General features: G+C 68.3%; 28 protein-coding genes and 5 pseudogenes. 16 read left to right on the top strand and 17 right to left on the bottom strand.

From position 1 onward, the window contains the following. The first annotated feature begins 1 nt into the window (after nucleotide 1). A complete protein-coding gene (locus ACIBW9_RS37415) occupies nucleotides 2–1,279 on the top strand; it encodes an ABC transporter substrate-binding protein (protein WP_398961718.1) in 1,278 nt (425 codons plus the stop codon). Nucleotides 1,280–1,384: 105 nt separating this feature from the next. On the opposite strand, the gene ACIBW9_RS37410 is transcribed toward ACIBW9_RS37415, so the two are convergent. Next, nucleotides 1,385–2,194 (bottom strand): SDR family NAD(P)-dependent oxidoreductase, encoded by an 810-nt coding sequence (locus ACIBW9_RS37410; RefSeq protein ID WP_398961716.1) that lies wholly within the window; start codon nucleotides 2,192–2,194, stop codon nucleotides 1,385–1,387. Between the two features lie 92 nt (nucleotides 2,195–2,286). Between ACIBW9_RS37410 and ACIBW9_RS37405 the strand changes: the two are divergent. After that, a pseudogene (locus ACIBW9_RS37405) lies at nucleotides 2,287–2,523 on the top strand (ATP-binding protein); the annotation flags it as partial. A gap of 16 nt (nucleotides 2,524–2,539) precedes the next feature. Here ACIBW9_RS37405 and ACIBW9_RS37400 read toward each other — a convergent pair. Next, nucleotides 2,540–4,156 (bottom strand): cation acetate symporter, encoded by a 1,617-nt coding sequence (locus ACIBW9_RS37400; protein WP_398961713.1) that lies wholly within the window; start codon nucleotides 4,154–4,156, stop codon nucleotides 2,540–2,542. Further along, the gene (locus ACIBW9_RS37395) at nucleotides 4,153–4,662 is read right to left on the bottom strand and encodes a DUF485 domain-containing protein (protein WP_398961710.1); all 510 of its coding nucleotides are present in this window, start codon (nucleotides 4,660–4,662) and stop codon (nucleotides 4,153–4,155) included. Before ACIBW9_RS37395 ends, ACIBW9_RS37400 begins: the two co-directional genes overlap by 4 nt. Before the next feature lie 215 nt (nucleotides 4,663–4,877). Between ACIBW9_RS37395 and ACIBW9_RS37390 the strand changes: the two genes are divergently transcribed. Further along, nucleotides 4,878–5,885, top strand: coding sequence for an NADP-dependent oxidoreductase (locus ACIBW9_RS37390; RefSeq protein WP_398961708.1), 1,008 nt, complete (start codon nucleotides 4,878–4,880; stop codon nucleotides 5,883–5,885). Next, nucleotides 5,882–6,685: an SDR family NAD(P)-dependent oxidoreductase gene (locus ACIBW9_RS37385; protein WP_398961706.1), complete on the top strand. Its 804-nt coding sequence runs from the start codon at nucleotides 5,882–5,884 to the stop codon at nucleotides 6,683–6,685. The genes ACIBW9_RS37390 and ACIBW9_RS37385 overlap by 4 nt, the downstream gene beginning before the upstream one ends. Nucleotides 6,686–6,693: 8 nt before the next feature. Here the strand turns inward: ACIBW9_RS37385 and ACIBW9_RS37380 are convergent, their stop codons facing one another. Beyond that, complete coding sequence (locus ACIBW9_RS37380; RefSeq protein WP_398961704.1) at nucleotides 6,694–7,131, bottom strand: MarR family winged helix-turn-helix transcriptional regulator; 438 nt, start codon at nucleotides 7,129–7,131, stop codon at nucleotides 6,694–6,696. 130 nt (nucleotides 7,132–7,261) lie between these two features. Between ACIBW9_RS37380 and ACIBW9_RS37375 the strand changes: the two genes are divergently transcribed. Continuing rightward, complete coding sequence (locus tag ACIBW9_RS37375) at nucleotides 7,262–8,770, top strand: MFS transporter (RefSeq protein ID WP_398961701.1); 1,509 nt, start codon at nucleotides 7,262–7,264, stop codon at nucleotides 8,768–8,770. Nucleotides 8,771–8,900: 130 nt separating this feature from the next. Then, complete coding sequence (locus ACIBW9_RS37370) at nucleotides 8,901–9,707, top strand: maleylpyruvate isomerase family mycothiol-dependent enzyme (RefSeq protein WP_398961698.1); 807 nt, start codon at nucleotides 8,901–8,903, stop codon at nucleotides 9,705–9,707. Between the two features lie 24 nt (nucleotides 9,708–9,731). Here the strand turns inward: ACIBW9_RS37370 and ACIBW9_RS37365 are convergent, their stop codons facing one another. Beyond that, complete coding sequence (locus tag ACIBW9_RS37365) at nucleotides 9,732–10,025, bottom strand: M23 family metallopeptidase (protein ID WP_398961696.1); 294 nt, start codon at nucleotides 10,023–10,025, stop codon at nucleotides 9,732–9,734. Between the two features lie 330 nt (nucleotides 10,026–10,355). After that, nucleotides 10,356–10,517, bottom strand: coding sequence for a hypothetical protein (locus ACIBW9_RS37360; RefSeq protein WP_398961694.1), 162 nt, complete (start codon nucleotides 10,515–10,517; stop codon nucleotides 10,356–10,358). On the opposite strand from ACIBW9_RS37360, the gene ACIBW9_RS37355 reads away from it, so the two are divergent. The 4 genes and pseudogenes from ACIBW9_RS37355 to ACIBW9_RS37340 all read left to right on the top strand — a co-directional run bounded on the left by ACIBW9_RS37355 (nucleotide 10,516) and on the right by ACIBW9_RS37340 (nucleotide 12,602). Continuing rightward, nucleotides 10,516–10,899, top strand: coding sequence for an HAD family hydrolase (locus tag ACIBW9_RS37355; protein ID WP_398961691.1), 384 nt, complete (start codon nucleotides 10,516–10,518; stop codon nucleotides 10,897–10,899). The genes ACIBW9_RS37360 and ACIBW9_RS37355 overlap by 2 nt on opposite strands. Nucleotides 10,900–11,128: 229 nt before the next feature. After that, on the top strand, nucleotides 11,129–11,752 hold the full coding sequence (locus ACIBW9_RS37350; protein WP_398961688.1) for a DUF1326 domain-containing protein: 624 nt from the start codon (nucleotides 11,129–11,131) through the stop codon (nucleotides 11,750–11,752). A gap of 157 nt (nucleotides 11,753–11,909) precedes the next feature. Next, nucleotides 11,910–12,409 (top strand): annotated as a pseudogene (locus ACIBW9_RS37345) (cation:proton antiporter); the annotation flags it as partial. Beyond that, nucleotides 12,396–12,602, top strand: a complete 207-nt coding sequence (locus ACIBW9_RS37340; RefSeq protein ID WP_398961686.1) for a hypothetical protein — start codon at nucleotides 12,396–12,398, stop codon at nucleotides 12,600–12,602. The pseudogene ACIBW9_RS37345 and the gene ACIBW9_RS37340, both read left to right, overlap by 14 nt. A 257-nt stretch (nucleotides 12,603–12,859) precedes the next feature. Here ACIBW9_RS37340 and ACIBW9_RS37335 read toward each other — a convergent pair whose 3' ends face one another. Both ACIBW9_RS37335 and ACIBW9_RS37330 read right to left on the bottom strand, forming a co-directional pair. Then, nucleotides 12,860–13,357, bottom strand: a complete 498-nt coding sequence (locus tag ACIBW9_RS37335) for a helix-turn-helix domain-containing protein (protein ID WP_398961684.1) — start codon at nucleotides 13,355–13,357, stop codon at nucleotides 12,860–12,862. Between the two features lie 95 nt (nucleotides 13,358–13,452). Continuing rightward, the gene (locus ACIBW9_RS37330) at nucleotides 13,453–13,521 is read right to left on the bottom strand and encodes a hypothetical protein (protein ID WP_398961779.1); all 69 of its coding nucleotides are present in this window, start codon (nucleotides 13,519–13,521) and stop codon (nucleotides 13,453–13,455) included. A 316-nt stretch (nucleotides 13,522–13,837) separates the two neighbouring features. On the opposite strand from ACIBW9_RS37330, the gene ACIBW9_RS37325 reads away from it, so the two are divergent. Both ACIBW9_RS37325 and ACIBW9_RS37320 read left to right on the top strand, forming a co-directional pair. After that, nucleotides 13,838–14,593 (top strand): class I SAM-dependent methyltransferase, encoded by a 756-nt coding sequence (locus ACIBW9_RS37325; RefSeq protein ID WP_398961681.1) that lies wholly within the window; start codon nucleotides 13,838–13,840, stop codon nucleotides 14,591–14,593. 179 nt (nucleotides 14,594–14,772) lie between these two features. After that, on the top strand, nucleotides 14,773–15,144 hold the full coding sequence (locus ACIBW9_RS37320) for a hypothetical protein (RefSeq protein WP_398961679.1): 372 nt from the start codon (nucleotides 14,773–14,775) through the stop codon (nucleotides 15,142–15,144). Between the two features lie 55 nt (nucleotides 15,145–15,199). Here the strand turns inward: ACIBW9_RS37320 and ACIBW9_RS37315 are convergent, their stop codons facing one another. After that, entirely contained in the window at nucleotides 15,200–15,712 is a 513-nt protein-coding gene (locus ACIBW9_RS37315; RefSeq protein WP_398961676.1) for a GNAT family N-acetyltransferase, read from the bottom strand. A gap of 334 nt (nucleotides 15,713–16,046) precedes the next feature. After that, nucleotides 16,047–16,422 (bottom strand): annotated as a pseudogene (locus ACIBW9_RS37310) (transcriptional regulator); the annotation flags it as partial. A 376-nt stretch (nucleotides 16,423–16,798) separates the two neighbouring features. On the opposite strand from ACIBW9_RS37310, the gene ACIBW9_RS37305 reads away from it, so the two are divergent. After that, a complete protein-coding gene (locus ACIBW9_RS37305) occupies nucleotides 16,799–17,380 on the top strand; it encodes a TetR/AcrR family transcriptional regulator (protein WP_398961672.1) in 582 nt (193 codons plus the stop codon). Between the two features lie 85 nt (nucleotides 17,381–17,465). Here ACIBW9_RS37305 and ACIBW9_RS37300 read toward each other — a convergent pair whose 3' ends face one another. The 4 genes and pseudogenes from ACIBW9_RS37300 to ACIBW9_RS37285 all read right to left on the bottom strand — a co-directional run. Next, nucleotides 17,466–18,320: an alpha/beta fold hydrolase gene (locus tag ACIBW9_RS37300; RefSeq protein ID WP_398961669.1), complete on the bottom strand. Its 855-nt coding sequence runs from the start codon at nucleotides 18,318–18,320 to the stop codon at nucleotides 17,466–17,468. 114 nt (nucleotides 18,321–18,434) lie between these two features. After that, complete coding sequence (locus tag ACIBW9_RS37295) at nucleotides 18,435–19,250, bottom strand: alpha/beta hydrolase (protein WP_398961666.1); 816 nt, start codon at nucleotides 19,248–19,250, stop codon at nucleotides 18,435–18,437. A gap of 212 nt (nucleotides 19,251–19,462) precedes the next feature. After that, nucleotides 19,463–19,699: a hypothetical protein gene (locus tag ACIBW9_RS37290; protein ID WP_398961663.1), complete on the bottom strand. Its 237-nt coding sequence runs from the start codon at nucleotides 19,697–19,699 to the stop codon at nucleotides 19,463–19,465. A gap of 194 nt (nucleotides 19,700–19,893) precedes the next feature. Further along, nucleotides 19,894–20,289 (bottom strand): annotated as a pseudogene (locus ACIBW9_RS37285) (transposase); the annotation flags it as partial. Nucleotides 20,290–20,521: 232 nt separating this feature from the next. Between ACIBW9_RS37285 and ACIBW9_RS37280 the strand changes: the two are divergent. Further along, nucleotides 20,522–21,166: a dihydrofolate reductase family protein gene (locus ACIBW9_RS37280; RefSeq protein WP_398961660.1), complete on the top strand. Its 645-nt coding sequence runs from the start codon at nucleotides 20,522–20,524 to the stop codon at nucleotides 21,164–21,166. Nucleotides 21,167–21,185: 19 nt separating this feature from the next. On the opposite strand, the pseudogene ACIBW9_RS37275 reads toward ACIBW9_RS37280, so the two are convergent. Then, nucleotides 21,186–21,570, bottom strand: a pseudogene (locus ACIBW9_RS37275) (transposase); the annotation flags it as partial. After that, entirely contained in the window at nucleotides 21,555–21,872 is a 318-nt protein-coding gene (locus ACIBW9_RS37270) for a DUF6207 family protein (protein ID WP_398961776.1), read from the bottom strand. The gene ACIBW9_RS37270 and the pseudogene ACIBW9_RS37275, both read right to left, overlap by 16 nt. Nucleotides 21,873–22,177: 305 nt before the next feature. Between ACIBW9_RS37270 and ACIBW9_RS37265 the strand changes: the two genes are divergently transcribed. Continuing rightward, nucleotides 22,178–22,585: a hypothetical protein gene (locus ACIBW9_RS37265; protein ID WP_398961657.1), complete on the top strand. Its 408-nt coding sequence runs from the start codon at nucleotides 22,178–22,180 to the stop codon at nucleotides 22,583–22,585. A gap of 158 nt (nucleotides 22,586–22,743) precedes the next feature. On the opposite strand, the gene ACIBW9_RS37260 is transcribed toward ACIBW9_RS37265, so the two are convergent. Next, entirely contained in the window at nucleotides 22,744–23,463 is a 720-nt protein-coding gene (locus ACIBW9_RS37260; RefSeq protein ID WP_398961654.1) for a hypothetical protein, read from the bottom strand. A 1,086-nt stretch (nucleotides 23,464–24,549) separates the two neighbouring features. On the opposite strand from ACIBW9_RS37260, the gene ACIBW9_RS37255 reads away from it, so the two are divergent. Further along, the gene (locus ACIBW9_RS37255) at nucleotides 24,550–25,071 is read left to right on the top strand and encodes a hypothetical protein (RefSeq protein WP_398961652.1); all 522 of its coding nucleotides are present in this window, start codon (nucleotides 24,550–24,552) and stop codon (nucleotides 25,069–25,071) included. The last annotated feature ends 255 nt before the right edge of the window (nucleotides 25,072–25,326 follow it).

Here is a 25,326-nt window from a genome sequence, read left to right as displayed (position 1 = left end):
CATGCGTAGGACCACCGCTCTGCGGGCTGCCACAGCCGCCACCGCCGCCCTGCTCACCGCGACCGCCTGCAGCAGCCAGCGAGGGCAGGAAACCCAGGACACCGCCGCCGATGGCGCGTGCAAGGGGCAGCAGACCACCGGCATCACGGACACGACCGTCAAGCTCGGCGGGATCTACCCGCTGTCGGGACCGGCCTCCGCGTACGGCACGATCAGCAAGGGTGTCGCCGCCTACTTCAAGTACGTCAACGACAAGGGCGGCATAGACGGCCGCAAGGTGCAGTTCGTCGTCCGTGACGACGGCTACCAGCCGCCCAAGGCGGTCGAGGAGGCCCGCAGACTCGTCGAGCAGGAGAAGGTCTTCGCGGTGTTCCAGACCCTGGGCACCCCGTCCACGGCGGCCGTGTGGGACTACCTCAACAAGCAGAAGGTGCCGCAGCCCTTCGTCGCCACGGGTGCCTCCGTCTGGGGCAGCGACGACAAGCACCCCTGGACCATCGGGTGGCAGCCCAACTACGTGGCCGAGGCCCGGGTGTACGCCAAGTACCTCAAGGAGGAGAAGCCGAACGCCAAGGTCGCGGTCCTCTACCAGAACGACGACTTCGGCAAGGACCTGCTCGGCGGGTTCAAGAAGGCCGTCGCCGGCAGCGGCATCAAGGTGGTCGCCGAGGAGAGCTACGAGGTCACCGACCCGTCCGTGTCCGCGCAGACGGCGAGCCTCGCCCGCTCCGAGGCGGACGTGCTGCTCGACATCACCACCCCCAAGTTCGGCAGCCAGGCCCTCGCCGCCGACGCCAAGAACACCAAGTGGAACCCGCTGCACATCGTCAACAACGTGTCCTCCTCGGCCTCCGTGCTTCAGCCCGTCGGGTTCAAGAACGTCCAGGGCGTGGTCTCGGCGACGTACTTCAAGGACCCCGCCGACCCGCAGTGGGCGAACGACCCCGAGATGAAGACGTACACGGCCGCCCTGCACAAGTACGCACCGGACGCCGACCCGGGCAACCAGTTCAACGCCTACGGCTGGGCCGTCGCCTCCAGCCTGCACCAGGCCCTGGACGCGATGAAGTGCCCGACCAGGGAAGGTCTGCGGGACGCGGTGCGCAATCTGAAGGACGTGAAGGTGGGGCTGCTGCTGCCCGGCGTCACCCTGTCCACGGGCCGCGACGACGCCTTCCCGATCGAGACGATGCAGCTGATGCGGTTCAAGGGCGAGCGGTGGCAGCTGTTCGGCAAGCCGGTGGACACCCGCAAGGAGTTCGGCCCGCTGGCGAAGTGAGCCGGCGGGGGCGGTCCCGGTCGATGCCCAGTCCCTCGGGGCCGCCCCCGCCCCGTCAGCCGAGGTGGAGCGGACAGGCGGCATCCATGCCGGCGGCCCTCGTGCTCAGACGGCGTTCAGCCCACCGTCCACCACCAGGCTCTGTCCGGTGATGTAGGAGGCCCGCTCGGAGAGCAGGAAGGTGACGGCTTCGGCCACCTCCCGGGCGGTGCCCTGGCGCCCGAGCGGTATGCGGGTGAACGAGGCCGCGCGCGACGCCCGCCCGGCCGAGGCCTCGCGGCCCATCGGCGTGTCGATCAGACCGGGCACGACCAGGTTGGCGCGGATCCCGCGCGGCGCGCTCTCCTTGGCGACATGGCGGGTGAGTCCGAACAGGCCCGCCTTGGAACTGTCGTAGGCGGGCGAGTTGGTGGCCGCGCGCAGTCCCGCCACGGAACCGACGAAGACGACCGCGCCCCCGTCGGCGAGCACGGGCAGTGCGTACTTGGCGGCGAGGAAGGGAGCGCCCAGGTTGAGCGAGAGCACGTGTTCCCACTGCTGCGGTGAGGTGTCCGCCAGGCTCGCGCCCAGTCCGATGCCGACGTTGACCACGAGTGCGTCGAGCGCACCGAGTTCGCGGAGGGCCTCGGCGACCATGGACGAGGACTCGCCGGGATCCGTGGCGTCACCGACCACGGCGATGCCTCGGGCGCCCTCCTCATCGACCAGGGCGGCGGTGGCCGCCGCGGCGGAGGGGGAGACGTCGGCGCAGACCACGGACGCTCCCTCGCGGGCGGCGAGCACGGCGATCGCCCGCCCGTTGCCCACGGGGGCCTTCGGATCGTCGCTGGGACGCGTGCCGGCACCGATGACCAGTACGTTCCGGCCGGTCAGGAGACCGGCCGGGTGGGGCGCGGGCTGTAGGGTCTCAGGCATCGCCGTGTGTCCCCTCCGCCGCGTCCGTGCCGGCTCCGGTGGGCGCGGGCAGGGTTTCCGTCTCGAAGTCGGGCTCGAGCCGGGTACCGGCGGAGTTCCGGTACGCCGGCGGCCCCGCGACTCTGCGGCTGATCCGTGAACGGAGCCTGGTGTGCGAGGTCAGCGACACCAGCCACACCTCCCCCCACCTGCGCCGCGCCCGTACGACCGACGAGGGTGGGCGCGGCCTGTTGCTGGTGGCGCAGATGGCCGAACGGTGGGGTGCCCGCTACACCCGCGAGGGCAAGACCGTGTGGACCGAGCAGTCACTGACCGGCATGTTCACCTGACCCTCTCAGGCAGCGGTCATTCCGCTGCGGCGAGCAGCCGTGCCTCGCTCTCGTCGTACAGTCGCCGGTTCACCCGGCTGTCGGCGGCGCGGCGCCGGTGGTCCAGGCGGCTGCCGAGCCACCCGGCCAGGTAGCCGAACGGGATGGAGATCAGCCCGGTGGACTGCATCGGGAACAGGTCGAAGTCGGCGTTCGGGAAGACGGCGGACGGTGTGCCCGAGACGGCCTTGGAGAAGATCATGAGCAGCAACGCGCAGGCCGCACCGCCGTAGAGGGTGGCGAGCAGGCCGGTGCGTGTGAATCCGCGCCAGAACAGGGAGTAGGTGAGCGCGGGTGCCACCGCCGACGCGCCCACGCAGATGGCCAGAGTGGTCAGCACACCGACGTTCCAGTTCTGGACGAGCGTGGCGAGCCCGATGGCCACGATTCCCACGCCCACGCTCGTCCACGCCGCCACCGTCATCTCCGTACGCGGCTCGGCCTGTCCCCGCCGGGCCGCGTGGGCGAACAGGTCGTGGGCGAGCGAGGAGGCCGCGGCCAGGGTCATCCCCGCGACCGACGACAGCAGGGTGATGAACACCATGCCCGCCACGGCCGAGTAGAGAATCGTCGCGCCCGCGGAGGAGGAGGCTCCGCCGAGCACCTGCGACAGCATGAGCACCGACGTCCGGCCCTGCGGGTCGGCCGCGGTGATGTACCGCGATCCCACCAGCGCCGCCGCGCCCGTACCCATGACGATCACGAGCAGACAGAAGGTGGTGACCGTGCCGACCGCCCACGACATGGAGCGACGCACGGCCGGCACGTCCTGCGCGGAGTACAGACGCATCGTGATGTGGGGGAGACAGGCCACGCCGAGGACCACGGTGATCTGGAGACCGACGAAGTCCAGCCGGTCAACGGCCGAGGTGCCCAGCTGAAGGCCCTGCTGGAGGAAGGCCGGGCCCGCGCCGCTGCCCTGCTGGGCCGCCCTGAGGACGTCGCCGGTATTCCAGTCGAATCGGTTCAGCACCAGAGCGGCGACGACGAAACTGGTGCCGATCAGGATCACGATCTTGATCATCTGGATGAGCGCGGTGCCCCGCATACCGCCGAGCGCCGCGTAAATGATCATCAGGCTGCCGACGATGACGATGCAGGCCGTCCTGGCGCCCGCCATGTGCGGGATGCCCAGGATGAAGGTGAGCAGTGACCCGGCCCCGGAGAGCTGGACGACGAGGAAGGGCACGGTCGCCGAGAGCGTCACCACGCAGGCGGCGATCCGCACCGCCCGCCCGGGCATGTTGCGGGCCAGGACGTCACCCATGGTGAATCGGCCGGCGTTGCGCAGGGGTTCGGCCAGCAGGAACATGAGCAGGACCAGGGACAGGGCCGTGCTGACCGCGAGGACGTAGCCGTCGTAACCGGCGAGCGCGATGATGCCCGTGGTGCTCAGGACCGTGGCCGCGGAGATGTAGTCGCCCGCGATGGCCAGGCCGTTCTTGAGCGGGGTGAGCGAGCGGTAGCCGGTGTAGAAGTTCGTCAGGTCGTCGCGTTCCGGTCCCGCCATCACGCACATCATCAGCGTGACGGTGACCAGCGCGGTGAACAGGACCAGGACGACAGCCTGCGTCCCGGAGCTGAAGTCGTTCATCTCGCCGTCCCCGCGTTCCGGCCGGCGGGGACCGCCCGCTCCCTGACGGCCAGGGCCAATGGATCCACCGAGCGCTGTGCGCTGCGTCCGTACCAGGAGACCGCCGCGAAGGTGACGACGAGCTGGAAGACCCCCAGGGCCATTCCCAGGCTCAGCTCCCCGACGACACTGGCCCCCATCAGGCCCGGCGCGTAGCAGGACAGCACGACATACACCACGAAGGAGCCGAGCGCGGTGAGGGTGGAGATCCGGCGGAGCGCGCGGTAGGCCGAGCGCAGGGCGGCGAGGTCGGCGTTGGGCCGCTGGGCCTCGTGCGCGTACGGCTCGTCCCAGGAAGCCTGTCCGTACGGCTCGGTCCACGAAGCCTGCCCGTACGGCTCGGTCCAGGGGGCTTGCCCGTACGGCTCGTACGGCGGGGCGTTGTGTCCGTACCGCTGGTGCTCGGTGCGGGGCGGCGGCCACCCCGTGTCCGAGGGTGGATACCGGTTCTCGTCGGCGAATGTCATCGCAGGGCCTTCCGCTACGGCGATGGCTGTGAGCGGCGCACAATACCGACTGGTTGGAATGCCCATAAGGTCATCGCGGGTCACGTTTCGGGGTCGGTACGGCTCTCTGGGTGCAGGTCGGCGGGCGGCGTGCCGACGTGTGGCGAACGTCATGCACCAGGCATACCTACTGGTCGGTACCCTGCGGCGGAAGCCGTGAACCGACAGGAGGCGCGATGTCTGCGACCAACCGCCAGATCCGTCTGGCAGCCCGCCCCGTGGGCGAGGTCAAGCCCGAGGACTGGGAGCACTTCGCAGGGCCCGTCGACGAGCCGGGCCCGGGCCGATTCGCGGGCCGGACGCGCGTCATATCCCTGGACCCGGCGATGCGGGGCTGGCTGGACGACCGTCCCTCCTACCTGCCGCCGGTGGGTATCGGCGAGGTGATGCGCGCCGGGTCGGTCATCGAGGTCACCGCGTCGAATCACCCCGACTTCCAGCCGGGCGATCACGTGGTCGGCACGTTCGGCGTCCAGGAGTACGTGGTTTCCGACGGCAAGGGTGCCCTGAAGGTCGACACCTCCCTCGCCCCGCCCTCGACGTATCTCGGCGCGCTGGGCATGCCTGGCATGACCGCCTACTTCGGTCTGCTGGACGTCGGGGCGCTGAAGGACGGTGAGACCGTCGTGGTGTCGGGGGCGGCCGGAGCGGTCGGCACGATCGCCGGCCAGATCGCGAAGGCCAAGGCCTGCCGGGTCGTGGGCATCGCCGGAGGCCCGGAGAAGTGCGCCATGCTCGTCGACGAGCTGGGATTCGACGCGGCCATCGACTACCGCGCCGAGGATGTCAGGAAGGCGCTGCGCCGGGAGGCCCCCGACGGCATCGACGTCTACTTCGACAACGTCGGAGGGGACATCCTCGACGCGGCCCTTACGCGGCTGGCGATGCACGCGCGGGTCGTGGTCTGCGGTGCGATCAGCCAGTACAACAACGCCACGCCGGTCAAGGGCCCCTCCAACTACCTCTCGCTGCTGGTGCGCCGCGCCCGCATGGAGGGCTTCGTCGTCTTCGACTACGCCAAGCGCTACGCGCAGGCGGCGCAGGAGATCTCCGCCTGGATCGGGGCCGGCCGCATCAAGGTCAAGGAGCATGTGGTGAAGGGGAGCGTGGACGACTTCCCCGAGACGCTGGGGATGCTCTTCCGCGGGGAGAACGTCGGCAAGCTCGTCCTGGAGCTGGCATGACGGCCGTCGAGAGCGCCGTCGCCGCCCGGCCGGGACAGGCGGAGGGCGCCGCGCTCCAGGGCAAGGTGGCGATCGTCACCGGCGGTGCCAGTGGACTGGGCCGGGCCACGGCACTGGCGCTGGCGGAGGCGGGGGCACGCGTGGTCGTCGCGGATCTCGACGCGCGGGGCGGCCGAGAGGTGGCCGACATGGTCAGCGGCCGTTTCCGCGCCTGCGACGTCTCCGATCCCGACGCCAACCGCGCGCTGGTGGACTTCGCCCAGGAGCAGTACGGCGGGGTCGACATCGCCTTGCTCAACGCCGGGGTGGCGACCGGATGCGGCGTCGGTGAGGACTTCGACCTGGCACGCTACCGTCGCGCGATGGGAGCCAACCTCGACGGCGTGGTCTTCGGCACCCATGCGGTGCTGCCGGCGCTGCGGGCCCGCGGGGGAGGGGCCATCGTGGCGACCGCGTCCCTGGCGGGTCTGGCCGCCGTGCCGCTCGATCCTCTGTACGCGGCCAACAAGCACGCGGTCGTGGGGCTTGCCCGCTCCCTGGGGCCGGCTCTCGCGGTGGACAACGTGCGCTTCAACGCCGTCTGCCCCGGCTTCGCGGAGTCGCGGATCATCGATCCGCTGCGCGACATGCTCTCCAAGCAGGGGCTGTCGGTCATTCCGGCCGAGGTCGTGGCGGACACCGTGCTGCGGATCCTCACCGGAGACGGCACGGGGGAGTGCTGGTTCATCCAGCCCGGCCGCGATCCGGAGCCGTTCCGGTTCCGCACGGTCCCTGGTCCCGGCGAGCCTGTCGGCGTCTGAGCAGACCGTCAGGCGGTCGTGGGCTGAGAGGCGAACGCGCGCTTGAGCAGTGTGTACAGAGTGTCCTGCTCCTGCTCGCTGAGTCTGCTCAGCCCGGCCAGCGTCTTGTTCATCTTCCCGCGGATCACGTCGATGACCTGCTCGCCCTCCTCGGTGAGCAGGACGTTCTTGACGCGCCGGTCGGAGGGGCTCGGCTCGCGGCGCACCAGGCCGCGCTTCTCCAGCCGGTCGACGATTCCGGTCATGTTGGAGGCGTCGCAGGTCAGCGTGGTGGCCAGCGTGCTCATGGAGGCGGGTCCCCGGCGCAGCACGTTGAGCGTCTTGCCCTGGCTGGCCGTGAGGTTCTCGCTCGCGGCGGCGACCGTGAAGTCGCCGTAGTAGGCAGCCAGGGACACCGAGAGCAGCTCCATGAGCCGGGAGGTGTCGACGCGAGAGGGTGCTGTCATGAGCGTCACCTTACGCCGGAAAACTTGACGATCTCAAATATTGATGGCTACGGTCTCACCAATTATTTGAAGTTCTCAAGCTTCGATGTTCTCAAGTAGTTCGTCGAGCTCTCACGTAGGGAAGACATCCGTGCCTCACGCGCAGCAGACGGCGCCCCGGAGACAGCCAGCAGACACCGCGGTCGTCCTCGTGCTGGGCCTCGCCGCGATGGTCGTCTCGATGATGCAGACGCTCGTCGTCCCGATCCTGGGAATCATCCAGAGCGACCTGCGGGCGACCACGGCGGGCGTCAGCTGGGTGACCACCGCCACGCTTCTGTCGGCCGCGGTCTTCACCCCGCTGCTCGGCCGCTTCGGCGACCAGCACGGCAAGAAGCCCACCCTCGTGGGCGTGCTGCTCGTGATGATCGCGGGCTCGGTGCTCGCCGCCACCACCACCTCGCTGACGTGGCTGATCGTCGCCCGAGTGATGCAGGGTGCGGCCACCGCGATCTTCCCGCTCGCCCTCTCCATCCTGCGTGAGGAGATCAGGCCGGAGAAGCTGCACGGCGCCATGGCCCTGGTCAGCGGCACGCTCGCATTCGGCAGCGGACTCGCGCTGGTCGGCGCCGGGCTTCTCACCCGCGGCTCCGACCCCGACTACCACCGGGTCTTCTGGCTCGCGGTGGTGCTCGCGGTGATGGCCCTGGCGGGTGTGCTGTTCACCGTGCCCGCTTCCCGGACGACCACGGGCGGGCGCACGGACTGGCTGGGCGCGGGCACCCTGGCGATGCTGCTGGTGCTGCTGCTTCTGCCGGTCTCGCAGGGACACGAGTGGGGATGGACGTCCGGCCGTACGCTCGGCTCCTTCGCCGGGGCCGTCCTCATGGCGGTGGTGTGGGTCGTCGCCGAGGGCCGGGTCAAGGAACCCATGGTGGACATGAAGATGTTCGTCCACCGGCCCGTTCTCTTCACCAACCTGGCCGGGCTGCTGCTGGGCTTCGCGATGTTCGCCCAGTTCATCGGTGTCTCGTACCTCGTCCAGATGCCGGAAGGCGTCGTCGGCTACGGCTTCGGCGCTTCCGTGCTCGAAGCGTCCGTCGTGTATCTGCTGCCGACCACACTCGTCTCGCTCGTGGGCGCCCAGTTCGGCGGGGTCCTGGTGCGCCGGCTCGGCGCGCGCTTCACCCTGGCCGCCGGGGCCTGCTTCGGCGTGCTCGGCTTCACGTGGCTGAGCGTCGCGCACGATGTGACGGCCTCGGTGATCGGCGCCGGCATGGTCATCGGCCTGGCGATCAGCTTCGGCTACGCCGCCATGCCCGCTCTTATCGTCGCCGGCGTGCCCGCCCACCAGTCCGGCATCGCCAACGGCATCAACTCCATCTCCCGCTCGGTCGGCAGCGCCGTCGCAAGCGCGGTGATCACCTCGCTGCTGGCGTCGAAGACCATCCCGCTGCCGGGCGGGGGGCCCGCGCTGCCGCAGGAGAGCCAGTTCACCACGACCTTCGTGATCGCCGGAGCGGCCTTCGGCCTGGTCGTCGCCGTGGCCCTCGTCGGCATCAAGTCGGCTCATGCCCCTCGTACGTCCGTGCCGAGGAAGGTCGCGGACTCCTCGACGGCGGGGCTTGCGGAGGCGGAGGCCGGTGCCGAGCTCGTGTGACCGTGCTTCAGGCTCTGCCACTGTCGTCAGGCGTTGTCGCCGTCCGGAATCATCGAAAGGTTCCGCCAAGGCAGAGCTGTCCTCACCCAGCCGTCTGCTGGAACCCGCAGTCTCCGAAAGGCATGTCACGATGACAACGTCCGACCACACCCAGCACACCCAGCACGCGCCCGCTGCCACCTCGGTCGATCACCGCACCGCGGTCGCGGCGGAGACCGCCCGGTTCGTCGCGGCGGTCAAGGACGCCGACCTGGCCACGGCGGTGCCCAGCTGTCCCGGCTGGACGCTGGCCGACCTGGTCAGGCACACGGGCAGCGTCCACCGCTGGTTCTCGGTCCTGCTGCGGGCCCGCATCCAGGAACCCCCGCGCACGCGTGACGTGGACCTTCAGCTCCCCGACCAGGAGGACGGATACATCGACTGGCTGGCCGAGAGTGCGACCGTGGCCGCGGACGCCTTCGCGGCCACCGATCCGGACCTGCCGATGTGGGCCTGGGGCGCCGACCAGCACGCCCGATTCTGGGCACGCCGGATGCTCTTCGAGACCCTGCTGCACCGGGCCGACGCCGAGGTCGCACTCGGACTCCGGCCCGCGATCGACCGCCCGGTCGCGGTGGACGGGATCGACGAGTTCCTCGTCAATCTGCCCTTCGCCACCTTCTTCGCGCCCAAGGTGGCCGACCTACGTGGCTCCGACAGGACCATCCGCTTCCGCACGACCGACGGGGACGACGCCTGGGTCGTCCGCCTGCGGCCCGACGGCTTCGGGCTCGACCTGGCCCACCCGACCGCGGCCCCCACTGACGCGACCGTCCAGGGAACCGCGGCCGACCTGCTCCTCCTCGTCTACGGCCGACTGCCCTACCAGGCAGAGGCCTTCGCCGACGAGGGGGACGAGCACTTGCTGACCCACTGGTTCGCCAACTCCGCGTTCTGAGGAGGCGCCGCCCCCCTCACAGGCTCACCAACTGTGCCTGGCGACACCGCCGTAGGACAGGTGGAGCCCTTCGACATCTCGAGGTGCAGATGCCGGCCCGGTCGCGTTGCCGATGGCGCTGACCTTGCCGAGCTGCCTTCCGGCACTGACCTTCTGACCGGCCGTCACCTGCCGTTCCGAGAGATGGCAGTAGGTGGAGATGGGGCCGTTGTCCGCGTGCAGCCCGATCCATGGCCCGTAGGGTTTCTCGTCCGGTGCCGGCTTCCAGGCGTACGGACCACGTGCGGAGAAGCCGAAGGTGACCTTGTTCCCGAGCACGGGCTACGGCACCTGTTTTCTGCCGGGAGTGGCCGCACGGGGAAGGGAGGGTGCTGCGGTCCTGCAGTCGACCTGGAAATGGACGTGGTGGCGGAGGGGGGTGGGGGAGGTGCAGCCGGGGTTGCGGTCGGCGTCGGGTTCCTTTGAAGTCCTGGGCGAGTTGTTCGGCGCGGTAGGCGGCTGTGGTCTGTTCGCCGAAGAAGCCGGTGGGGCCGTCGGGGGTCTTCCGGCCCCGGCTGATCAGGGCTTTCTGTACGGTGCGTACGTCCTCGTTCCGCTTGCCGAACTGGACGTTGGACAGGGCGACGATGACCGGTTCGCCTCTTCTCGTCAGGCCCAGGCGGTCACGGTCAGCCGGATCCGCGCGTTCTCGCCCAGGAGCGGGGCGGCGGTGTCGGGCAGTTCGATGTCGTCGGTCCAGACGCCCGGGGCGGGGTTCTGATCGGTGAGGGCATGGTCGTCGGGCCGGTAGTCACTGATGGAGCCGGTCATGTCGGAGTTCCAGGCGGCCGAGGCGGGGTACCGGCTGACGGCGATGACCAACGGCAGCGTCGCCCTGACCGAACGGTTGCTGTACAAGGCAGGAGTGCTGGACCGCTTCGAGTCCCTCTCCGATGTGAACGGCCCGCGCCGCCGCTGGAAACCGGCCCCCGCGGCTTACCACTACGCCGTGGAGCGGGCCGGTGTGCGGCCCGACCAAGCACTGATGGTCGCCGTGCATCCCTGGGACATCGACGGGGCACGGCGAGCCGGGCGGGACGGCGCGTGGCTGCGGCGCGGAGCCTCCTTGTACCCACGCACGATGACTCGACCCAATTACGTCGCGGCGAACCTACGGGAGCTTGCAGACGCGCTGGCCGCTGCACGACCGTGACGTTCTCATGCGCCCTCCCGGCACACGCCACAGCAGAGAACTCCCGCCCGTGGCACGTTCCGGGCGCGCTCGCGGAATGTCTCGCGCGTAGGACAGGGGGAGACCCCGGGCCGATCAGGCGCATCGGGGCGCTTTGTCGTGAAACGCCATTTACAGGCATATTTGACAGGTCTAGCGTAAAAGTACAGACGACGCTCGCCGCCATCATCATCGGAAATGGGGAGCACTCATGTCGTGGACGATATCCGGCACCTATGTGGCCGGTTGCTCTTGTGCGGTGTTGTGCAGCTGTCCGTACGACGGCCAGCCGCGGGACGCCAAGGGCGGCACCGAATGCCGTGGTACCGCCGTGTTCCATGTGGCAGACGGGAATCTGGACGATCTCGACCTGTCCGACGTGGACTTCGCGTTCTACAACCTCTTCCCCTCCAATATGTCCTCCGGCAACTGGAAGGTCGGCCTGGTCGTGGACACCTCGGCCAGCGACGAGCAGGCCCAGGCCCTGGAGCGCATCCTCTCCGGCCGGGAAGGCGGACCGTTCGGCCAGCTGTCGCAGTTCTTCGGCGAGTACCTGGGCATGGAGCGGGCAGCCGTCTCCCTCGAGGAAGGAGACAGCCCCGGCCTCACGGTCGAGGGCCGGACGGAACTCTCCTACGAGCCGCTCACCGGGCCCGACGGCAGCTCGACGAAGATCAGGAACGCCATGTTCGGGTTCGCGCCCGAATTCGAGGTGGGCAGGACCACCGGCCGTTCCGACGCCTTCGGGCTGAGCTACGAAGCGTCGTACGGCGAGAGGGCCGACTACGTCTTCACCAGCGAGGAAGCCGAGGAGGGCGCCCGCGGCCGCGTCTGACGGAGACAGCCGCTCTGAACCGGACGCCCGGGACACCGGATCCGAACGATCCGGACACGGGACACCCATGGGCGCCGGCGAGGCGCCACCACTTGTCGCGCCCGTGCTCTCGGGGGCGCGTCGTCGAGTGCGTGCCGATCGCCCTCCTGGTGGGCACGCCCTCTCGGCGAGCGCGGTCATCGTGCACGTATCCCCGGAAGCGAAAGAATCCTTCGAACCACTCGAAGCGGCACGGGCGGAGCTGGCGAAGTTCGCAGCCCTTTTGGTGTTCGGCGCACTGCTGACACCCCAGATGTTCGGGGACCTTGCCCTCGGCGGCTATGTAGCGGCCGTGCTGGCGATTGTCCTGATCCGCCCGGCTTCGCTGTTGCTCTCGCTGCTCGGCACGAGCATCTCCCGCAAGGAACGACTGGTCGCGGCGTGGTTCGGCCCGAAGGGCGTCGTCTCGGTGGTCTATGGCCTGGTGGTGCTGCAGTCCGGCGTCCCGCAGGCCGAGGAGGCGTTCACGCTCATCGCGCGTTCTCGATCATCGCGCACAGCTCCACGGCCGTGCCGATCGCCCGCGCCTTCGACGTAGACGAGTTGTCCGGCATCCCGGACAAGCAGGAAGACACGGCCGCGGAACCCAAGGAGACGTCCACGCATGCCCGCCCGTGATCTGGCGAGGCCATACCCCACGGTGCCCGTGGACTACGACGCCCGCGAGGCGGCCCGGCTGGTGGTGCGCGAGCGGCTGACGGCGCTGCTGGTGATCGACCGGGGTACCCGTACGCGATCGTCCCGGCCGCACGTGTCGTACCTGCCCTCGTCCCCGAGCACGTGCGGGAGGACCCCCTCCTCGCCTCAGTGATCGACGACCGCTCGACGACGCCCGCGAGCAGAGGACGGGGCTATCGGTGGCGGAGTGGCTGCCCCGGCGCCGCATCGCACCTGCCGTGGTGATGGCATATCCCGGCGACCCGGTTCGGACCGCCCTCGGGATCGAGGCTGGGACAGGCAAGAGGTGGTGTCGCGGATGTGGTGGACGAACCCGGCGTGTGGAAAAAATGGCACCGGGCAGCGCAACCGTCTGTGACGCTTCGGTGTCCGTGCAGTGACAGCTTCGTCTTACCGCTGCCCCTCGTCGGCTCGGCGCGCTGTGCTGAAGCGGTACTGATAGGCGGCGGGGCTGAGCGACAATTCCCTCACGAAAACTCTCCGCATACTCTCGTAATTCGGGAATCCGGCAAGGGATGCCGTCTGCTTCGCGGTATGCCCCTGGTCGAGTAGGGCTTTCGCCATGTCGAACCGGATCATCTCCACGTGCCGGGCCGGCGTGGTGGACAGCTCTTCGCGAAAGAGCCGCGTGAGATGACTAGGGCTCACATTGAGGTGCTTGGCGAGTTCGCCGAGTGAGTGGTTTCCCCCGGGATTCGCCGTGATCACGTCGGTGATTCTGCGGAGGGCCGGAGATCGGGGCGGCGGTCCCTGCAATGGGGGCGGAGACTGTGATCGGCCGCCCGAACGTTGCAAATTGTCCACCAGAGCGCGCGCGATGTCGCGGGTCAGATCAGGGCCGTGATCCTCCTCGACGAGTGCCGGTGCCAGGTCGATGCCGGCGGTCACGCCTGCCGAGGTGTAGGTGGTGCCGTCACGGACGTAGATCGCGTCGGGTTCGACGCGGCTGGCCCGGCAGCGGGCGGAGAGCTCGTGCGCGACCTTCAGTGCGCGGTTGCGCGCTTGCCGTCCAGGAGGCCGGCGGCGCCGAGGATGAATGCTCCGGTGCAGATGGACGCGACCCGGCCGGCCCGGCCCGCCGGCGTTCGCGCGCCTCGATCAGATCACGGGGCACAGGTGTGCGCGGGTGGAGGTTTGCGCCGGCCACCAGGAACGTGTCAGGAGCAGGCCCCGTGGCGGCGGCGTCGACTGCGATCCGGATCCCGATGGACGAGGTGACATCGGCATCGGTAGGTAATACCAGCACGATCGTGTAGTCGCGCGGCATGGGCGGACGGGTTGTGCTTGCGAAAACCATTGGTGCCCGGCTTGCTCCTCTGATGGACTGACGTCCCGCCGTGAGTCTGTTGTGCGACCGAGGTAGTGGTTGTGACGGAATATGATGTGCTTGCCGAGGTGTACGAATGGCTCATCTCGGATGCAAAGTTGCCTCCCGCTGAGTTCGCTGCGTCGTTCGATGACGTCCTCAGTCTCCTGCCGTCGAACGCTCACGTCCTCGACTGTTCGTGCGGAACAGGACAGTTGGCGGTTGGCCTCGCCGGTCGTGGCATGCAGGTTGTAGCAACTGACGCCAGCGAAGCGATGGTTCGCCGGACTGCAGAGCTGTCTGAGGAGTTCGGGGCCTCCGTCCGGACCATGCGGGCGAACTGGGAAGAGTTGCCCGATCATCTCGAGGACGACACGTTCGACATGGTGTTCTGCGTTGGCAACTCACTTCACCATGCCGCAGGCGCGACAGGCAGGGGTGCTGCTCTGGAGTCGATGTCACGGCTTCTGCGCCCTGGCGGGCGCTTGGTGCTCACATCCCGCACTTGGGAACTCGTGAGGGCCAGAGGTTCCCGGCTGGATATCAGGGACCGACTCGTCCGACGAAACGGTCGCGATGCCGTCGTGGTCTACCGCTGGGAGATTGCGCCGCATTGGGAGGATGAGCACCACATCGAGATTGCGATCGCCCAAGTTGATGCGGCTGGGCTGGTTCTTGTCCGCTCGGAACTGTTGTCCTGCTGGCCCTACCGGTACGAGGAACTCGAGGTCGAGCTGCACCGGGTCGGACTCCGGATGGAAGTGAGCACGTTCGATCTTGAGGCCGAGAACTACATGGTAGTCGCGAGCAAGGTATAGACACCGGGCTCTCAGTCCCTGGCAGGACCGCGCGGTTGCTCGCAGGACGCTTGCGCCCTCTCATCGGTGCGGGTTCAGGCGGTCAACGCTACGCCTCGGACGAGGAGTCACGCTGCGTGCATTACGCGAGCGGACACGGCGGCCCGCGTAGCGCGCCCAGGGTTCTGCAGCTTCTCGGCATGCAGGCACGGGACTTGGTGGCTGTACCCAAGGGCGTCAGCAACCAGCGACGGAGGGCATTCGAGGACGAGTTCGCCAATGGCTCGGTTACGCGCGCCAAGGAGGTTGACGCCGAGATCACGGAGTCGGGGTCCATGAGGGTGTTGGGGTGTACGTGGCGGCTGGGGAGGGTGCTGGGGAACATCCAGGGACTGTCGGTTCCGGCGCCGGTGCGAAGATCGGGACGCGTGGCGAGATGCTCCCTGATGAGCGATGCGAACGGCTCGGGAACGTCAGTCGGGTGCGTGCCAAACCTGACGCTCATGCCTGGCTCGCTCTCGTCGACGATGCTGGTCGGGAAGGTGACGACCTTGACGAGCGGCTGGGCGTAGAGCACCAGACAACGGAGTAACGCGTGATCACGACTCCCGCCAGGCCCTAGATGAGTCATTCCGAAGTGATCGGGCCCAGTTGCTTGTGCATGACGATGCATGACCGACCGTGCTGAACGTCGGGACGGCGATCGATCTCCTGCCAGCCCAGCGAGCTCCAGAAAGCCAGGGCTGTCGGGTTGTTCTCCAGAACCGCGAGGCGGACGCCGTTCCGGCCTTCGGAGCGCAAGCGTTCCTCGACCAGATCTGCCAGCAGCCTTCCGTGGCCTTTGCGGCGCTGGTCTCCGTGCACCATCAGAAGTCCGATCCACGGATACCCGTCCCTGGGGTGCTGGCGGAGAATCGAGACCAGACCTACCACCTGGCCTTCAAGGTCTCGGGCGAGTAGGACGTCGAACCCGCCGGTGCCCGTGTCCTCGCGCAGTTCGGCTTCCACCTGCTGGGCCTGAACGCGCGCAGGGTCGTACTCGCCAGATATACGGCCGTACTCGGGGTTGGACGCGTAGATGCCGACAACCCCGGCGATATCGCCCGAAGAGAGTCGAAGCGGAGAAAGAGACAGCGGCATGCAGGCAACAGTAACCAGCCCCGCGGCTTCCTGGCTCGCGAATATGGCGTCCAAGATCGGGCGGTGGAGACCGACCTGGATACCCTGATCACCGCGCTTACGCGAAGATCGACGACGATATCAGGGGCACTCGATGGCTGGGGCGCCCTCCCAGGCTGACCGACTCAGAGCTTGTCTGCCTCGCTGTCGCCCAGGCGATGCTGGGCTTCACCTCGGAGTCCAGGTGGCTGCGGTTCGCCCATTCCCGCCTTGGCGCGATGTTCCCGTACGTACCGAAGCAGCCGGGCTGCAGGCACGATTCACCCGGCGCTCCTACAGCGGCGGCCGGTCGCGGTCAGCTGAGCAGCCAGGAGGCCGGCAGGTGCTGGTCGTCGGCCCAGGAGGCGAGGATGCGCAGTCGTTCGTGGGTGGGGGGAGCCGGGGGCGGCGGTCCAGACGGTCAGGTTCTGGTCGGGGTCGGTGTTGGCGGTGAGGGTGTCCCAGTCCAGGACGAGTTCGCCGACGACCGGGCGGTTGAGGGTTTTCGTGCCCACGGTGCGGGCGGCGACGTGGTGTTCGCCCCACCATTTGGCGAACTGCTTGTCACGCAGGGACAGTTCGCCGACCAGCTCGATCAGGCGTGGGTCCTCGGGGTACTTCGCGGCCTCCATGCGCAGTTGGGCGACGGCGATGTGCGCGGAGGTCTCCCAGTCGGCGTACAGGGTGCGCATGCCTCCGGCGATAGCACCACACCTGTTGCGGTGAGTAGATTCCATTGTGAAGACGCTGACCTGCATCAACGCGCGATTCTCCCCCACGGCAACAGCTTCAGACCCCCAGAGAATCGAACACCATCGGGTCGCCCCGGTCAGGTCGAGGAGGGCACCCTCCTGCAACGGTTCCGCCCGACCGCTCTGCCCTCAATATATCGAACATAATTCGAACATCGCGAGTCCTGATGGGGCGACGCTGTTGTGACGGGGTCGCCGTTTGCGAGCGGGGCAACATACGTTGCGACTTCGGCTCGTTACAGCTTCCCGCTACTGGTCCCCGTCGCCGCGGCCGCAAAAGCGGATTTATGGAAAGAACGTTCTATACAATGGGTGTATGTCGAAGCAGATGACTGCACGAGGACGCCGGTCGGAGGCGCGTGAGCGGCTGCTGGGCACGGCGAGCCGGCTCTTCTACGTCGAGGGTATCCGGGCCGTCGGTGTCGACCGCGTCATGGCGGAGGCGGAGATCGCCCGCGGCACCTTCTACCGGCATTTCGAGGGCAAGGACGACCTGGTGCGGGCCTACCTCGAAACGACGGACCAGGACATCCGTGACCGCCTCGGCGCAGCCAGGGAGGAGATCGCGGACCCTTCTGCTTTCCTCCAAGCCGTGGCAGCCGGAATCGGGGAAGAGCTGTGTGGCGTGGGCTTTCGCGGCTGCCCGTTCATCAACGCAGCCGCCGAGTACCCGGAGCGGGACAGCGCCATCCATCAGGCGGTGCTGACGCACAGGGCCTGGTTTCACCAGGTGCTCCAGGACGCCTTCGAGCAGGTGGGTGCGGCTGACCCCGCGCGCTCGGCCGATGCCATGGTCGCCATGCGTGACGGAGCGATGGTCGCCGGCTACCTGGGCGATCCGCAGAAGGCGAACGACACTCTCGTGCACGGCGTCGCCGCTCTCCTGACAGCGGACTGACTGCTCGCCCGGGTGCCCCCGGGAGGTACACAGGCCTCCGGCCCCCGCCCGTCGAGCAGTGGGCGGGGGCCGGAGGCAGAGGGGGTTAGTTGTTGGCGGCGGCCTGTTTCACGATCTGCGTCACGGCGCCCGGGTCGGTCAGCTGGACGGCGTGCGGGGCGTTGATCTCGGTGGTGTGTGCATGTGCTCGCGACGCCATGAACTGCTCGGCGGCGGCGGGGATGGCGTGGTCGTCGCGGGCGACGAGGTACCAGGAGGGGATCGTCTTCCACGCCGGAGTGCCGGAGGGCTCCCCGAAAGCCTGCGCAGTGGCGGGGCGTTGGGTGGCGGCCAGTTCGGCGACCGTGGCGTTGCTGACCTTGTTGCCGACGAAAACGTCGCGGAACTTGTCGGCCTTCAAGTACAGGTCGGTACCGGTGCTGCCGTCCGGCTGGGTGAAGGGGACGGCGTTCAGAGCGGTGGGGACGGGTGCGTTGGGGTCGTCGCTGAGGTGGCTGCCGGGGAACTTGGCGTTGAGGGCAAAGGCGCTCTCACCCTTGTCCGGGGCGAAAGCGGCGACGTACACGAGCGCTTTGACGTTCGGGTTGCCGGTGGCGGCGTTGGTGATGACGGCGCCACCGTAGGAGTGACCGACCAGGATGATCGGGCCGTGGATCGTCTTGAGATAGTCGGCCAGGTACGTGGCGTCGCTGCTGAGGCCGCGCAGCGGATTTGCAGGGGCGGTAACCGGGTAGCCGTCGGCCTGCAGACGTTTGACGACGCCGCTCCAGCCGGACGAGTCGGACCAGGCGCCATGCACGAGCACGACGGTCGGCTTGGCGGCGGAGTGGTTCCGGGCGTGGTGGGCGGGGTGGGCTGAGGCGGTCGTGGCGAGACCTGTGGCAAGGGCGAGGCCGGCTGCGCCGAGGGCGGCAAGACGGATCGGGCGATGGTTGAGCATCGTTGTGTTTCCTTGTGCCGTGAGGTGACGGACCGGCGGATCCGCAGTCCGTGGGGGGCGCGGGGGTACTGGTCGGTGGGGCGGACCCCCGCGCAGCCGGTGGCGAGTGGCGCTTCAGGCGCGGCTGAGGTCGTGGTGGGCTGCCCAGCTGAGGGCGTAGTCGGCGACTTCTTCCCAGCCGTCCTGGCCGAGGGTGAAGTGGGAGCGGCCGGGAAACTCCTGGTAGTCGGTGACGGCCGGAGACTTGCGGTACAGGCGCCAGTTGGCCTTGTTCACCTTCGCCGGCACGATGTGGTCGGCCCCGCCCGCGATGAACAGCAGGGGAGCGCGCCGCCCGTTGCGGAAGTCGACCTTCGTCGCGGCGCCGGGGTTGAAGTTGGCGAACGCGCCCTGGAAGAGCACCCGAGCCGATCCGGGCACCTGGTAGCGCTCGTAGACCGCGGCGGACTCCTCCTCGCTGAGCGTGTTGGTGAAGCTGTAATGGAACTGGCGCGGGGTCAAGGCGATGGCCTTGTTCTTGTTGGCGGGGTTGCGAAGCACCGGCCAGACCGACTTCACCGTGGAGTACGGCTGCGGGAGGACCCCCTTGACGGGAGCCGAGTCGATGGCGACGCCCGCACGGCCCAGACCCCGGTCCAGCAGCACCTGCGTGATGGCCCCGCCGAAGGAGTGCCCGATGATCACAGGCTGCTCATCCAGGCCGCGGATGACCTCCTCATGGTGGCCGATCACCTCACTCAGGCCCACTCCCGCGATGCGGGAGGGGTCGCGCCGTATCTCTTCGACCTCGGCGTCGAGACCCGGCCAGGCGGGTGCGACGACCCGGTAGCCCTGCGCCTGGTAGCGGTCGATCCATTTCTCCCAGCTGCGCGGGGTCATCCACAGCCCGTGGATCAGCACGATTGTGCCGGCGGAGGAGGCGTGAGTCATGAGAACTCCCAGAGGGTGGATAGAACGTTCTGTTCACCTCACGGTAAGTCGGGATCGTTGGCCGGGCAAGCGGGGGACAGAGTGGCCTACGTCGCACCCCGGACCGCAGGTCACGCTGGAGAGTTCCACTCGCGGCGCCGCTCCTCGCGACGGCCCTTGTGCGCATGGGGCGAGAAGTAGGCGACAAAGCCGATGTCGAGCTCGCGACGGGCTCAGAGGAGCGAGCCGGTCGACAAGGACGAAGTCGATCTCGGGCGCTGGAGCACCTGCACCTCGGTGTCCAGGGTGTCGACATCGACGGTGAGTGCGTCGAGCTGCTCAGCGAGTTCCTGGATGGGCTGCGGCTCAAGCTCGGGGACCGCGGTGTGTCCGTCCTCCTCGGGTGACGTTGACAGTCGAGTGTGGCCGCTGCCGCGCTGGTCATGCAGGGTGGATGACTCCTTCCTCACTCCCGTGACGTGCCTTGTATCTGGGGGCTCGGTGCAGCTGTTCTTCACGGACCGGCGGAAGGTCTGGAAGGTGGGGGACCTCACTGACGGTCGTGCCCGCAGGCACCTGAAAAGGGTTGAGGACCAACGGGCCCACGGTGGCCTCACCCGCGGTGAAGATCTGCACCACCCGGCCGAACACGGGGTGCGCTATAAACGCTGACGGCGACCTGGCAGTTGGCCCGTTTCCCAAGCGCTCCGCAGTATTGCCGGGTCACCCCGACCGAGGCCCGCCCGCACTTGGGGAACGACACATCGTCGATGACCCACACCTCGGGCTCGACCACCTGGACCAGCCGCTCGGCGATCCGCCGCCGCACCGGCGTCCACTGCCACGGTGACTGGCTGACGAACTGCTGCAAGGCCTGCATGTTCCCGTCCGGCAGCCGCTGGGCCATCGGCTGGATCGACTTGCACCGGCCATCGAGCATCAGCCCCCGCAGGTAGCACTCGCCCTTGGCCCGCTGATCCTTGCGCGGCACCGAGGCGAACACATCGGCCACGAACAGCCCCAACGCGGCCCGTAATCGGTTCACTTCATGCGTGTCCACACCCCCAACATGCTCTTGATCAGCGCAAACGCATAGACTGACCGCGTACGTTCGCCGGGTTGGTGTGGGAACGATTGGAAGGGCAGTGACGTCCGGTGCGACGCATGGAGCGCTTCCTGACACGCCTTGGAAAAAAGTTGCGGGCCGCTGTCGATCCGGCCACGTCCCGTTCGACGTCATGATGTGCGGCGCCTCGCCGCACGATGACGCGACAGGACCTGACGAGGAACACGTGGATCAACTGCTGAGAGTCATGAACTTCAACGTCTCGAGCGACGGAATCGGTGCCGGTGAGCACCAGAGCCTCGAGAGGCCGTTCGGCCACGACCATCCCGAGAGGCTGTTCGCCTGGGCCGGAGCTACGGCGAGCTGGCCCATGCGCACGGATCCCGGAGGGAGCCGGGGCCTGGACGACTACTTCACGCGGGACTTCGCACGCAACATCGGTGCCGAGATCATGGGCCGTAACAAGTTCGGGCCCCAACGCGGGCCCTGGCAGGACCATGAGTGGCGCGGCTGGTGGGGTGACGAGCCGCCGTTCCGCACTCCGGTGTTCGTCATGACCCACCACACGCGTCCGTCGTTCACGCTCTCCGACACCACGTTCCACTTCGTCGACGGCGACCCGTCCACGGTCCTCGAACGGGCGCGGGAAGCGGCGCAGGGCAAGGACGTCCGGCTCGGTGGCGGGGTCACCACCATCCGGCAGTTCCTTGATGCCGGCCTCGTCGACACCATGCACGTGGCGGTCTCGCCGGTAAAGCTAGGGTCCGGACTGCGACTCTGGGAGTCCCCCGATGAACTGCTCGACCGGTTCCACCTGGAGGTCGTGCTCAGCCCGAGCGGCGTGACGCACCACCTGTTCTGGCGAAGGTGACGCGAGGACCCACACGAGTTCAGGCTGCGACCGCGAGGGGGCGTCTGCCCCAGCGGATGCCCTTCTCGCTGCGATGCGCGCGCGTTCCTTGCGTTCGGCAGCCAGGACATCGCGGTGGCGGGCGTTGGCATTGCGCCAGGGCAGGTAGGCGTGCAGAGCCCGGGTCTGCACGGTGTGGTTGGGATAGTTCGAGTTGGCGATGGTGAACTGCCTCAGCGGTCCGAAGTGCGCCTCGATAGCGTTCGCCCACGAGGCGTAGGTCGGGGTGAAGCACAACTCGACCTTGTGCTTTGTCGCCCAGCGTCGGATGTCCGCGCCCTTACGGCCGGACAGGTTGTCCATGATCACGTAGATCGGTGCGCCGTCGGCCGGGCGGCGCGGATCGACTTCAGCGCGGCCAGAACCGCAGCCGTACACCGGGCTCGCCGGGGTCCCGGGTCGTGCGGTCCGCCGGCGCGATGGCGCACCGCGCGGCGAGCAGCTTCTGGATGGCGAAGGCGGTGGCGTCGTCGGCGGCCGCGACTTCCACCACGGCGAGCCCCGGCTCCGCGGCATGCGCGTCGTTGATCTGCTTCACGTCTGGTAGGACGTGCCGGGGTCCGCAGAAGTCCTCGTGCCTGAGGGGCTTCACCCAACCGGGTACGCGGCTACGGCGCGTGCTGACGTAGCGCACGCCCGAGCCCCAGTTCTCCTGCACTGGTGCCATGCACCACTGGCACAGCGGGCTGCCGCCGCTGCCGTGCTTGTGGGTCTTGCGCTGGCAGCGGCCGCAGGGCCTGACCCGGTCGCCGGGGCAGATCAGCGCGGACGGATCGGGCTCCGTGATCGGCGGGGGAGTGGTCATCGTGCGTCCTGTTCTGGGCGGCGAGTGCGCGCCGCTCGGCGTCAGGATATCCGGCAGCATGGCACTACTGTTCGAGACGTGCTCCGCTGCTGCGGCTAAAGCCTCCACGACGTCCTGCTCTACACCGTCGTCACGAACCTGCGCACCCCATCGCGGCCCCGGAGGCCGTGGCCGACATCGCGGAGGACCTGCTGCGCCACCGGCGGCTGCCCGACGCGGCGTATCAGACAGAGTGGGACGGCGCCGACGATCTGAGCGCAGCAGCCCTCGACTTCCGCCGCACCCTCCTCGGACTCCCAAAGCTCCAGGTACCTTCGACGGGTGCCAGGACCGGAGTGACGGGCGGTCAGGCGGCGGGCGTGCAGCTGACCATCGACACGCACGCCGACACCTACGAGCAGGCGATCGCGGCCGTGGAGGCCGCGTACGGACGCACCCTCGGCTTCCCGGTGATCAGCCCGTCGAAGGATGCCGCACAGCCGTCGGCCGGACACGGCGCCCTGAGCGGCGACGGGCTCAAAGAGGCGCGCACGTTTTCCGGTCCAGCCCGAGACTGTGGAGCAAAATCCCGTTGATCACTTGCCAGTGGTCCCGCCACCGACCATAACGCCATTGCTGACCGGCAGGAACGGGGCGCCATAAGCCCGGTCGCCAGCTCACCGGCTCGCATTGCAGCTGGTGATGGAGCGCAATCTTCGCTGCGATCGGTCACGACGGGATCAGCCCCTAGCATTCACCGCAGGAGGGGGTCCGGCTGATGGAGCGGCTCGCCAACGACGACGAAAATGCCCGACCCTGGAGGTAGCTCTCCGGAGGCGCGCCGCATCCGAGCCTCCCATTCAGCGTCGGGCCACTGCGTCTGGGCGTCCCATTTAACGCCGACGAACTTGGCCTGCTCCACATGTGCTGCCGCTCGTAGGTCCGCGGCGAGGAAAGAGTCCTTGGCGTCTGTCAGCGTGGCCAGCGTTCGCTTGAGATCCGATGCGATCGCGTCGGCGCGCGCGTCCCGTAGAACCTCCCCGGCGCCATCGCCTGGCATCGCGGTTGGGATGTGTATGGGTGCGCTGGCTTCCCGGGCCGCGTCAAGGGCCCTTCTGATGATGGTCGGCACCTGTATCTCGGCTTCTTCCTGGGTCATATCGGGGCAGATGGCACGTGGCAGAAGTCTCGCGGCGACGTTGCCGAGGGCCAATACTTTCGCGGTTTCGGTCCGCGACCGGGATGGCTGGTAGCTAGCGACCTCGTTGGCCAAGGTTTCGATGCTGAGGAGGAGCGAGTGGATCTGGCTGCGCCGGGCCAAGCGCTCGGTCGCCGGTAGGAGCAGCCACTGGTCGGCGGCGTCTACCAAGCTGAGGGCAGCCGGTCGCCCGCTCTTTGCGCGTGCCCGAAGAGGGGCTGCCCCGATCGGCTTCAGCGGCCGGTTGAAGAAAGAGGCCGCCACGCGGTACGCCAAGGAATACCCTTGCCAGTGTCGGACGGGAGCGGAAGCACGGGAGTCGGGACCAAGCAGGGATGACATGACACGGCTGGCGAACCCGTGCATCACGTGGTCTCCCTCTGCGTCGGCGGCTGTCCCGCTGCTGGCTGAGGAGCGGCTGCCACGGGGTTTGCAGGCTCGTGTTCCACGGCGTCCTGGCCGGTCTTGCCAATCAAGTGGGGGAGGCTTAGCAGAAACCCCTCTCCCGCATATCCCGTTGCCACGATTGGAAGTGCGCCCGTCACTTGCCCGTGTATCAACGCACCGGCCGCCGCCCCCAGAAAGATGCGCAGGATAGCGGCGAGGAGGTCGGCTTTGGGGTCCACGAACCTGGTCAACGGGGGCAGTTTGCGACCGGCCGCGCGGGCAGCGTGGCGCTTCCCCTGCCAGGTCCTGACCCTCTGGGCGAAGAGGCACGCTTCGGCGATCAGGCCGCCGAGCCCGCCCCAACCCGCAGCATGGACCCAATTCACCTGCCCCGCCCCCCAGGCGTGAACTTGTCCGGCCTCGCGCGGACTCGTTGGGTCAGTGTGCCAGAACTGAAGCTGGAGGGTCTGCTCTTCGAACGACCAGACCCTCTGCCATGGCACGTAGTTCAGAACAGGCTGGACGCCGCCCATTGTCCTGACCCGACGGATGGCCGCTCTTGACGCCCTGGCCCTGCCGTCCGTGCAGCCAATATGGCCTACCAGTCGATGGTTTAGGGCCTGACTCCTGCGAAGCATCCAGGAGTCCCGCTCATGCCCGAGCCGTTCGAGCTTCCCGAAGACCGACGTCTCGTCGATGAGTGGGTCCACACCGAGGCCGACGACATCTCCGGCGCCACCAAGCCGTGCTTCCGGATCCAGTCAGACGAACCTGGGCCGACATCCCTCCTCCAGCAGCCCTCTCCTTCACTCCGGAACGAGCGCAACCCCAGCTGGGAGAGACCGCAACCCGCTAAATACGCAACCCCATCCCCGCCCCACCGGCCTCCCGGGATCGGCAGGGCGGGCGACCGGGCGGCCCGAGACCCACGGGAACCGGGTGCAGGATAGGAGGGAGATCACCAAGGGGGAGAGCGTGCAGCTGACCATCGACACCCAGACCGACACATACGAGCAGGCGATAGACGCCGTGCAGGCCGCCTACGGGCTCAATCCCGCAGCCATCACGGGCGACTGGCCCAAGGCCCCGGCCCTGGAGTCCCGGCCGGGGCCGGAACAACTCAGCGGTGAGGACCTCTGGGAAGGCTGGACGGACCGGCTGCTGTTCGACACGATCGCCGCCGTGATGCCCGGTGCCCGCGCCGTGCTGCGCCGCATTGTCGAGCTGGGCGGCACTGCCTCCTACGACGCCGTCCAGGAGTACTTCGCCCACCACCCCGATACCCCGATCGGGCAGGGGAAGATCGGCGGGGTGCTGACCAGCGTCCGCGCGGTACGGCGCAGGATCGGCCCGGACAACAACACCCGCGTGCTCGAGCTCGACGACCGCGTACGTATCTACCGGATCGAGCCCGTCCTCGTGGAAGGCCTCCAACGAGCGTTCGACCTCGCCGATGCCCGGCCCGACCTGCTGCGCCAGGAGCCTGTCCGCTCGTGAGGGGCCGGGGCATGTCCTGGCCCGGGCTGCGTTCGATTGCCAGAAGCTGTTTCCAGATCCGCTGATCAGTGACGTTCCATGACGGGTGGGGCTGGGGCCTCGCAGGCTCGCGCGGGCGGGCAGCACTCGGGCAGAGCGGCGTGCACGAAGGAGGTCATCGGCCGCGCACGGTGACAGGACAGTGACAAAAGTGACCACAACTTCCCCCCGGGGCGACCGGTCTCCTCTCGTGTGCGGCAAGCACCGCATGCCGAG

This window comes from Streptomyces sp. NPDC049541 (genome assembly GCF_044465725.1).
In the GTDB taxonomy this organism is placed as follows: Bacteria; Actinomycetota; Actinomycetes; order Streptomycetales; family Streptomycetaceae; genus Streptomyces.
The sequence above is the reverse complement of the archived record's forward strand: the minus strand, read 5'-3'. Positions and strand labels throughout refer to the sequence as shown.

Bases quoted from the DNA above. Each gene is read 5' to 3' on its own strand.
- ACIBW9_RS37270 (WP_398961776.1), bottom strand. From the start codon at position 21,872: ATGGCACCAGTGCAGGAGAACTGGGGCTCGGGCGTGCGCTACGTCAGC.
- ACIBW9_RS37300 (WP_398961669.1), bottom strand. From the start codon at position 18,320: ATGCTCAACCATCGCCCGATCCGTCTTGCCGCCCTCGGCGCAGCCGGC.
- ACIBW9_RS37400 (WP_398961713.1), bottom strand. From the start codon at position 4,156: ATGAACGACTTCAGCTCCGGGACGCAGGCTGTCGTCCTGGTCCTGTTC.
- ACIBW9_RS37385 (WP_398961706.1), top strand. From the start codon at position 5,882: ATGACGGCCGTCGAGAGCGCCGTCGCCGCCCGGCCGGGACAGGCGGAG.
- ACIBW9_RS37315 (WP_398961676.1), bottom strand. From the start codon at position 15,712: ATGCCGCTGTCTCTTTCTCCGCTTCGACTCTCTTCGGGCGATATCGCC.
- ACIBW9_RS37305 (WP_398961672.1), top strand. From the start codon at position 16,799: ATGTCGAAGCAGATGACTGCACGAGGACGCCGGTCGGAGGCGCGTGAG.
- ACIBW9_RS37380 (WP_398961704.1), bottom strand. From the start codon at position 7,131: ATGACAGCACCCTCTCGCGTCGACACCTCCCGGCTCATGGAGCTGCTC.
- ACIBW9_RS37360 (WP_398961694.1), bottom strand. From the start codon at position 10,517: ATGACCGGCTCCATCAGTGACTACCGGCCCGACGACCATGCCCTCACC.
- ACIBW9_RS37320 (WP_398961679.1), top strand. From the start codon at position 14,773: ATGCAGGCACGGGACTTGGTGGCTGTACCCAAGGGCGTCAGCAACCAG.
- ACIBW9_RS37395 (WP_398961710.1), bottom strand. From the start codon at position 4,662: ATGACATTCGCCGACGAGAACCGGTATCCACCCTCGGACACGGGGTGG.
- ACIBW9_RS37340 (WP_398961686.1), top strand. From the start codon at position 12,396: ATGCCCGCCCGTGATCTGGCGAGGCCATACCCCACGGTGCCCGTGGAC.
- ACIBW9_RS37410 (WP_398961716.1), bottom strand. From the start codon at position 2,194: ATGCCTGAGACCCTACAGCCCGCGCCCCACCCGGCCGGTCTCCTGACC.
- ACIBW9_RS37355 (WP_398961691.1), top strand. From the start codon at position 10,516: ATGTCGGAGTTCCAGGCGGCCGAGGCGGGGTACCGGCTGACGGCGATG.
- ACIBW9_RS37350 (WP_398961688.1), top strand. From the start codon at position 11,129: ATGTCGTGGACGATATCCGGCACCTATGTGGCCGGTTGCTCTTGTGCG.
- ACIBW9_RS37295 (WP_398961666.1), bottom strand. From the start codon at position 19,250: ATGACTCACGCCTCCTCCGCCGGCACAATCGTGCTGATCCACGGGCTG.
- ACIBW9_RS37415 (WP_398961718.1), top strand. From the start codon at position 2: ATGCGTAGGACCACCGCTCTGCGGGCTGCCACAGCCGCCACCGCCGCC.
- ACIBW9_RS37390 (WP_398961708.1), top strand. From the start codon at position 4,878: ATGTCTGCGACCAACCGCCAGATCCGTCTGGCAGCCCGCCCCGTGGGC.
- ACIBW9_RS37370 (WP_398961698.1), top strand. From the start codon at position 8,901: ATGACAACGTCCGACCACACCCAGCACACCCAGCACGCGCCCGCTGCC.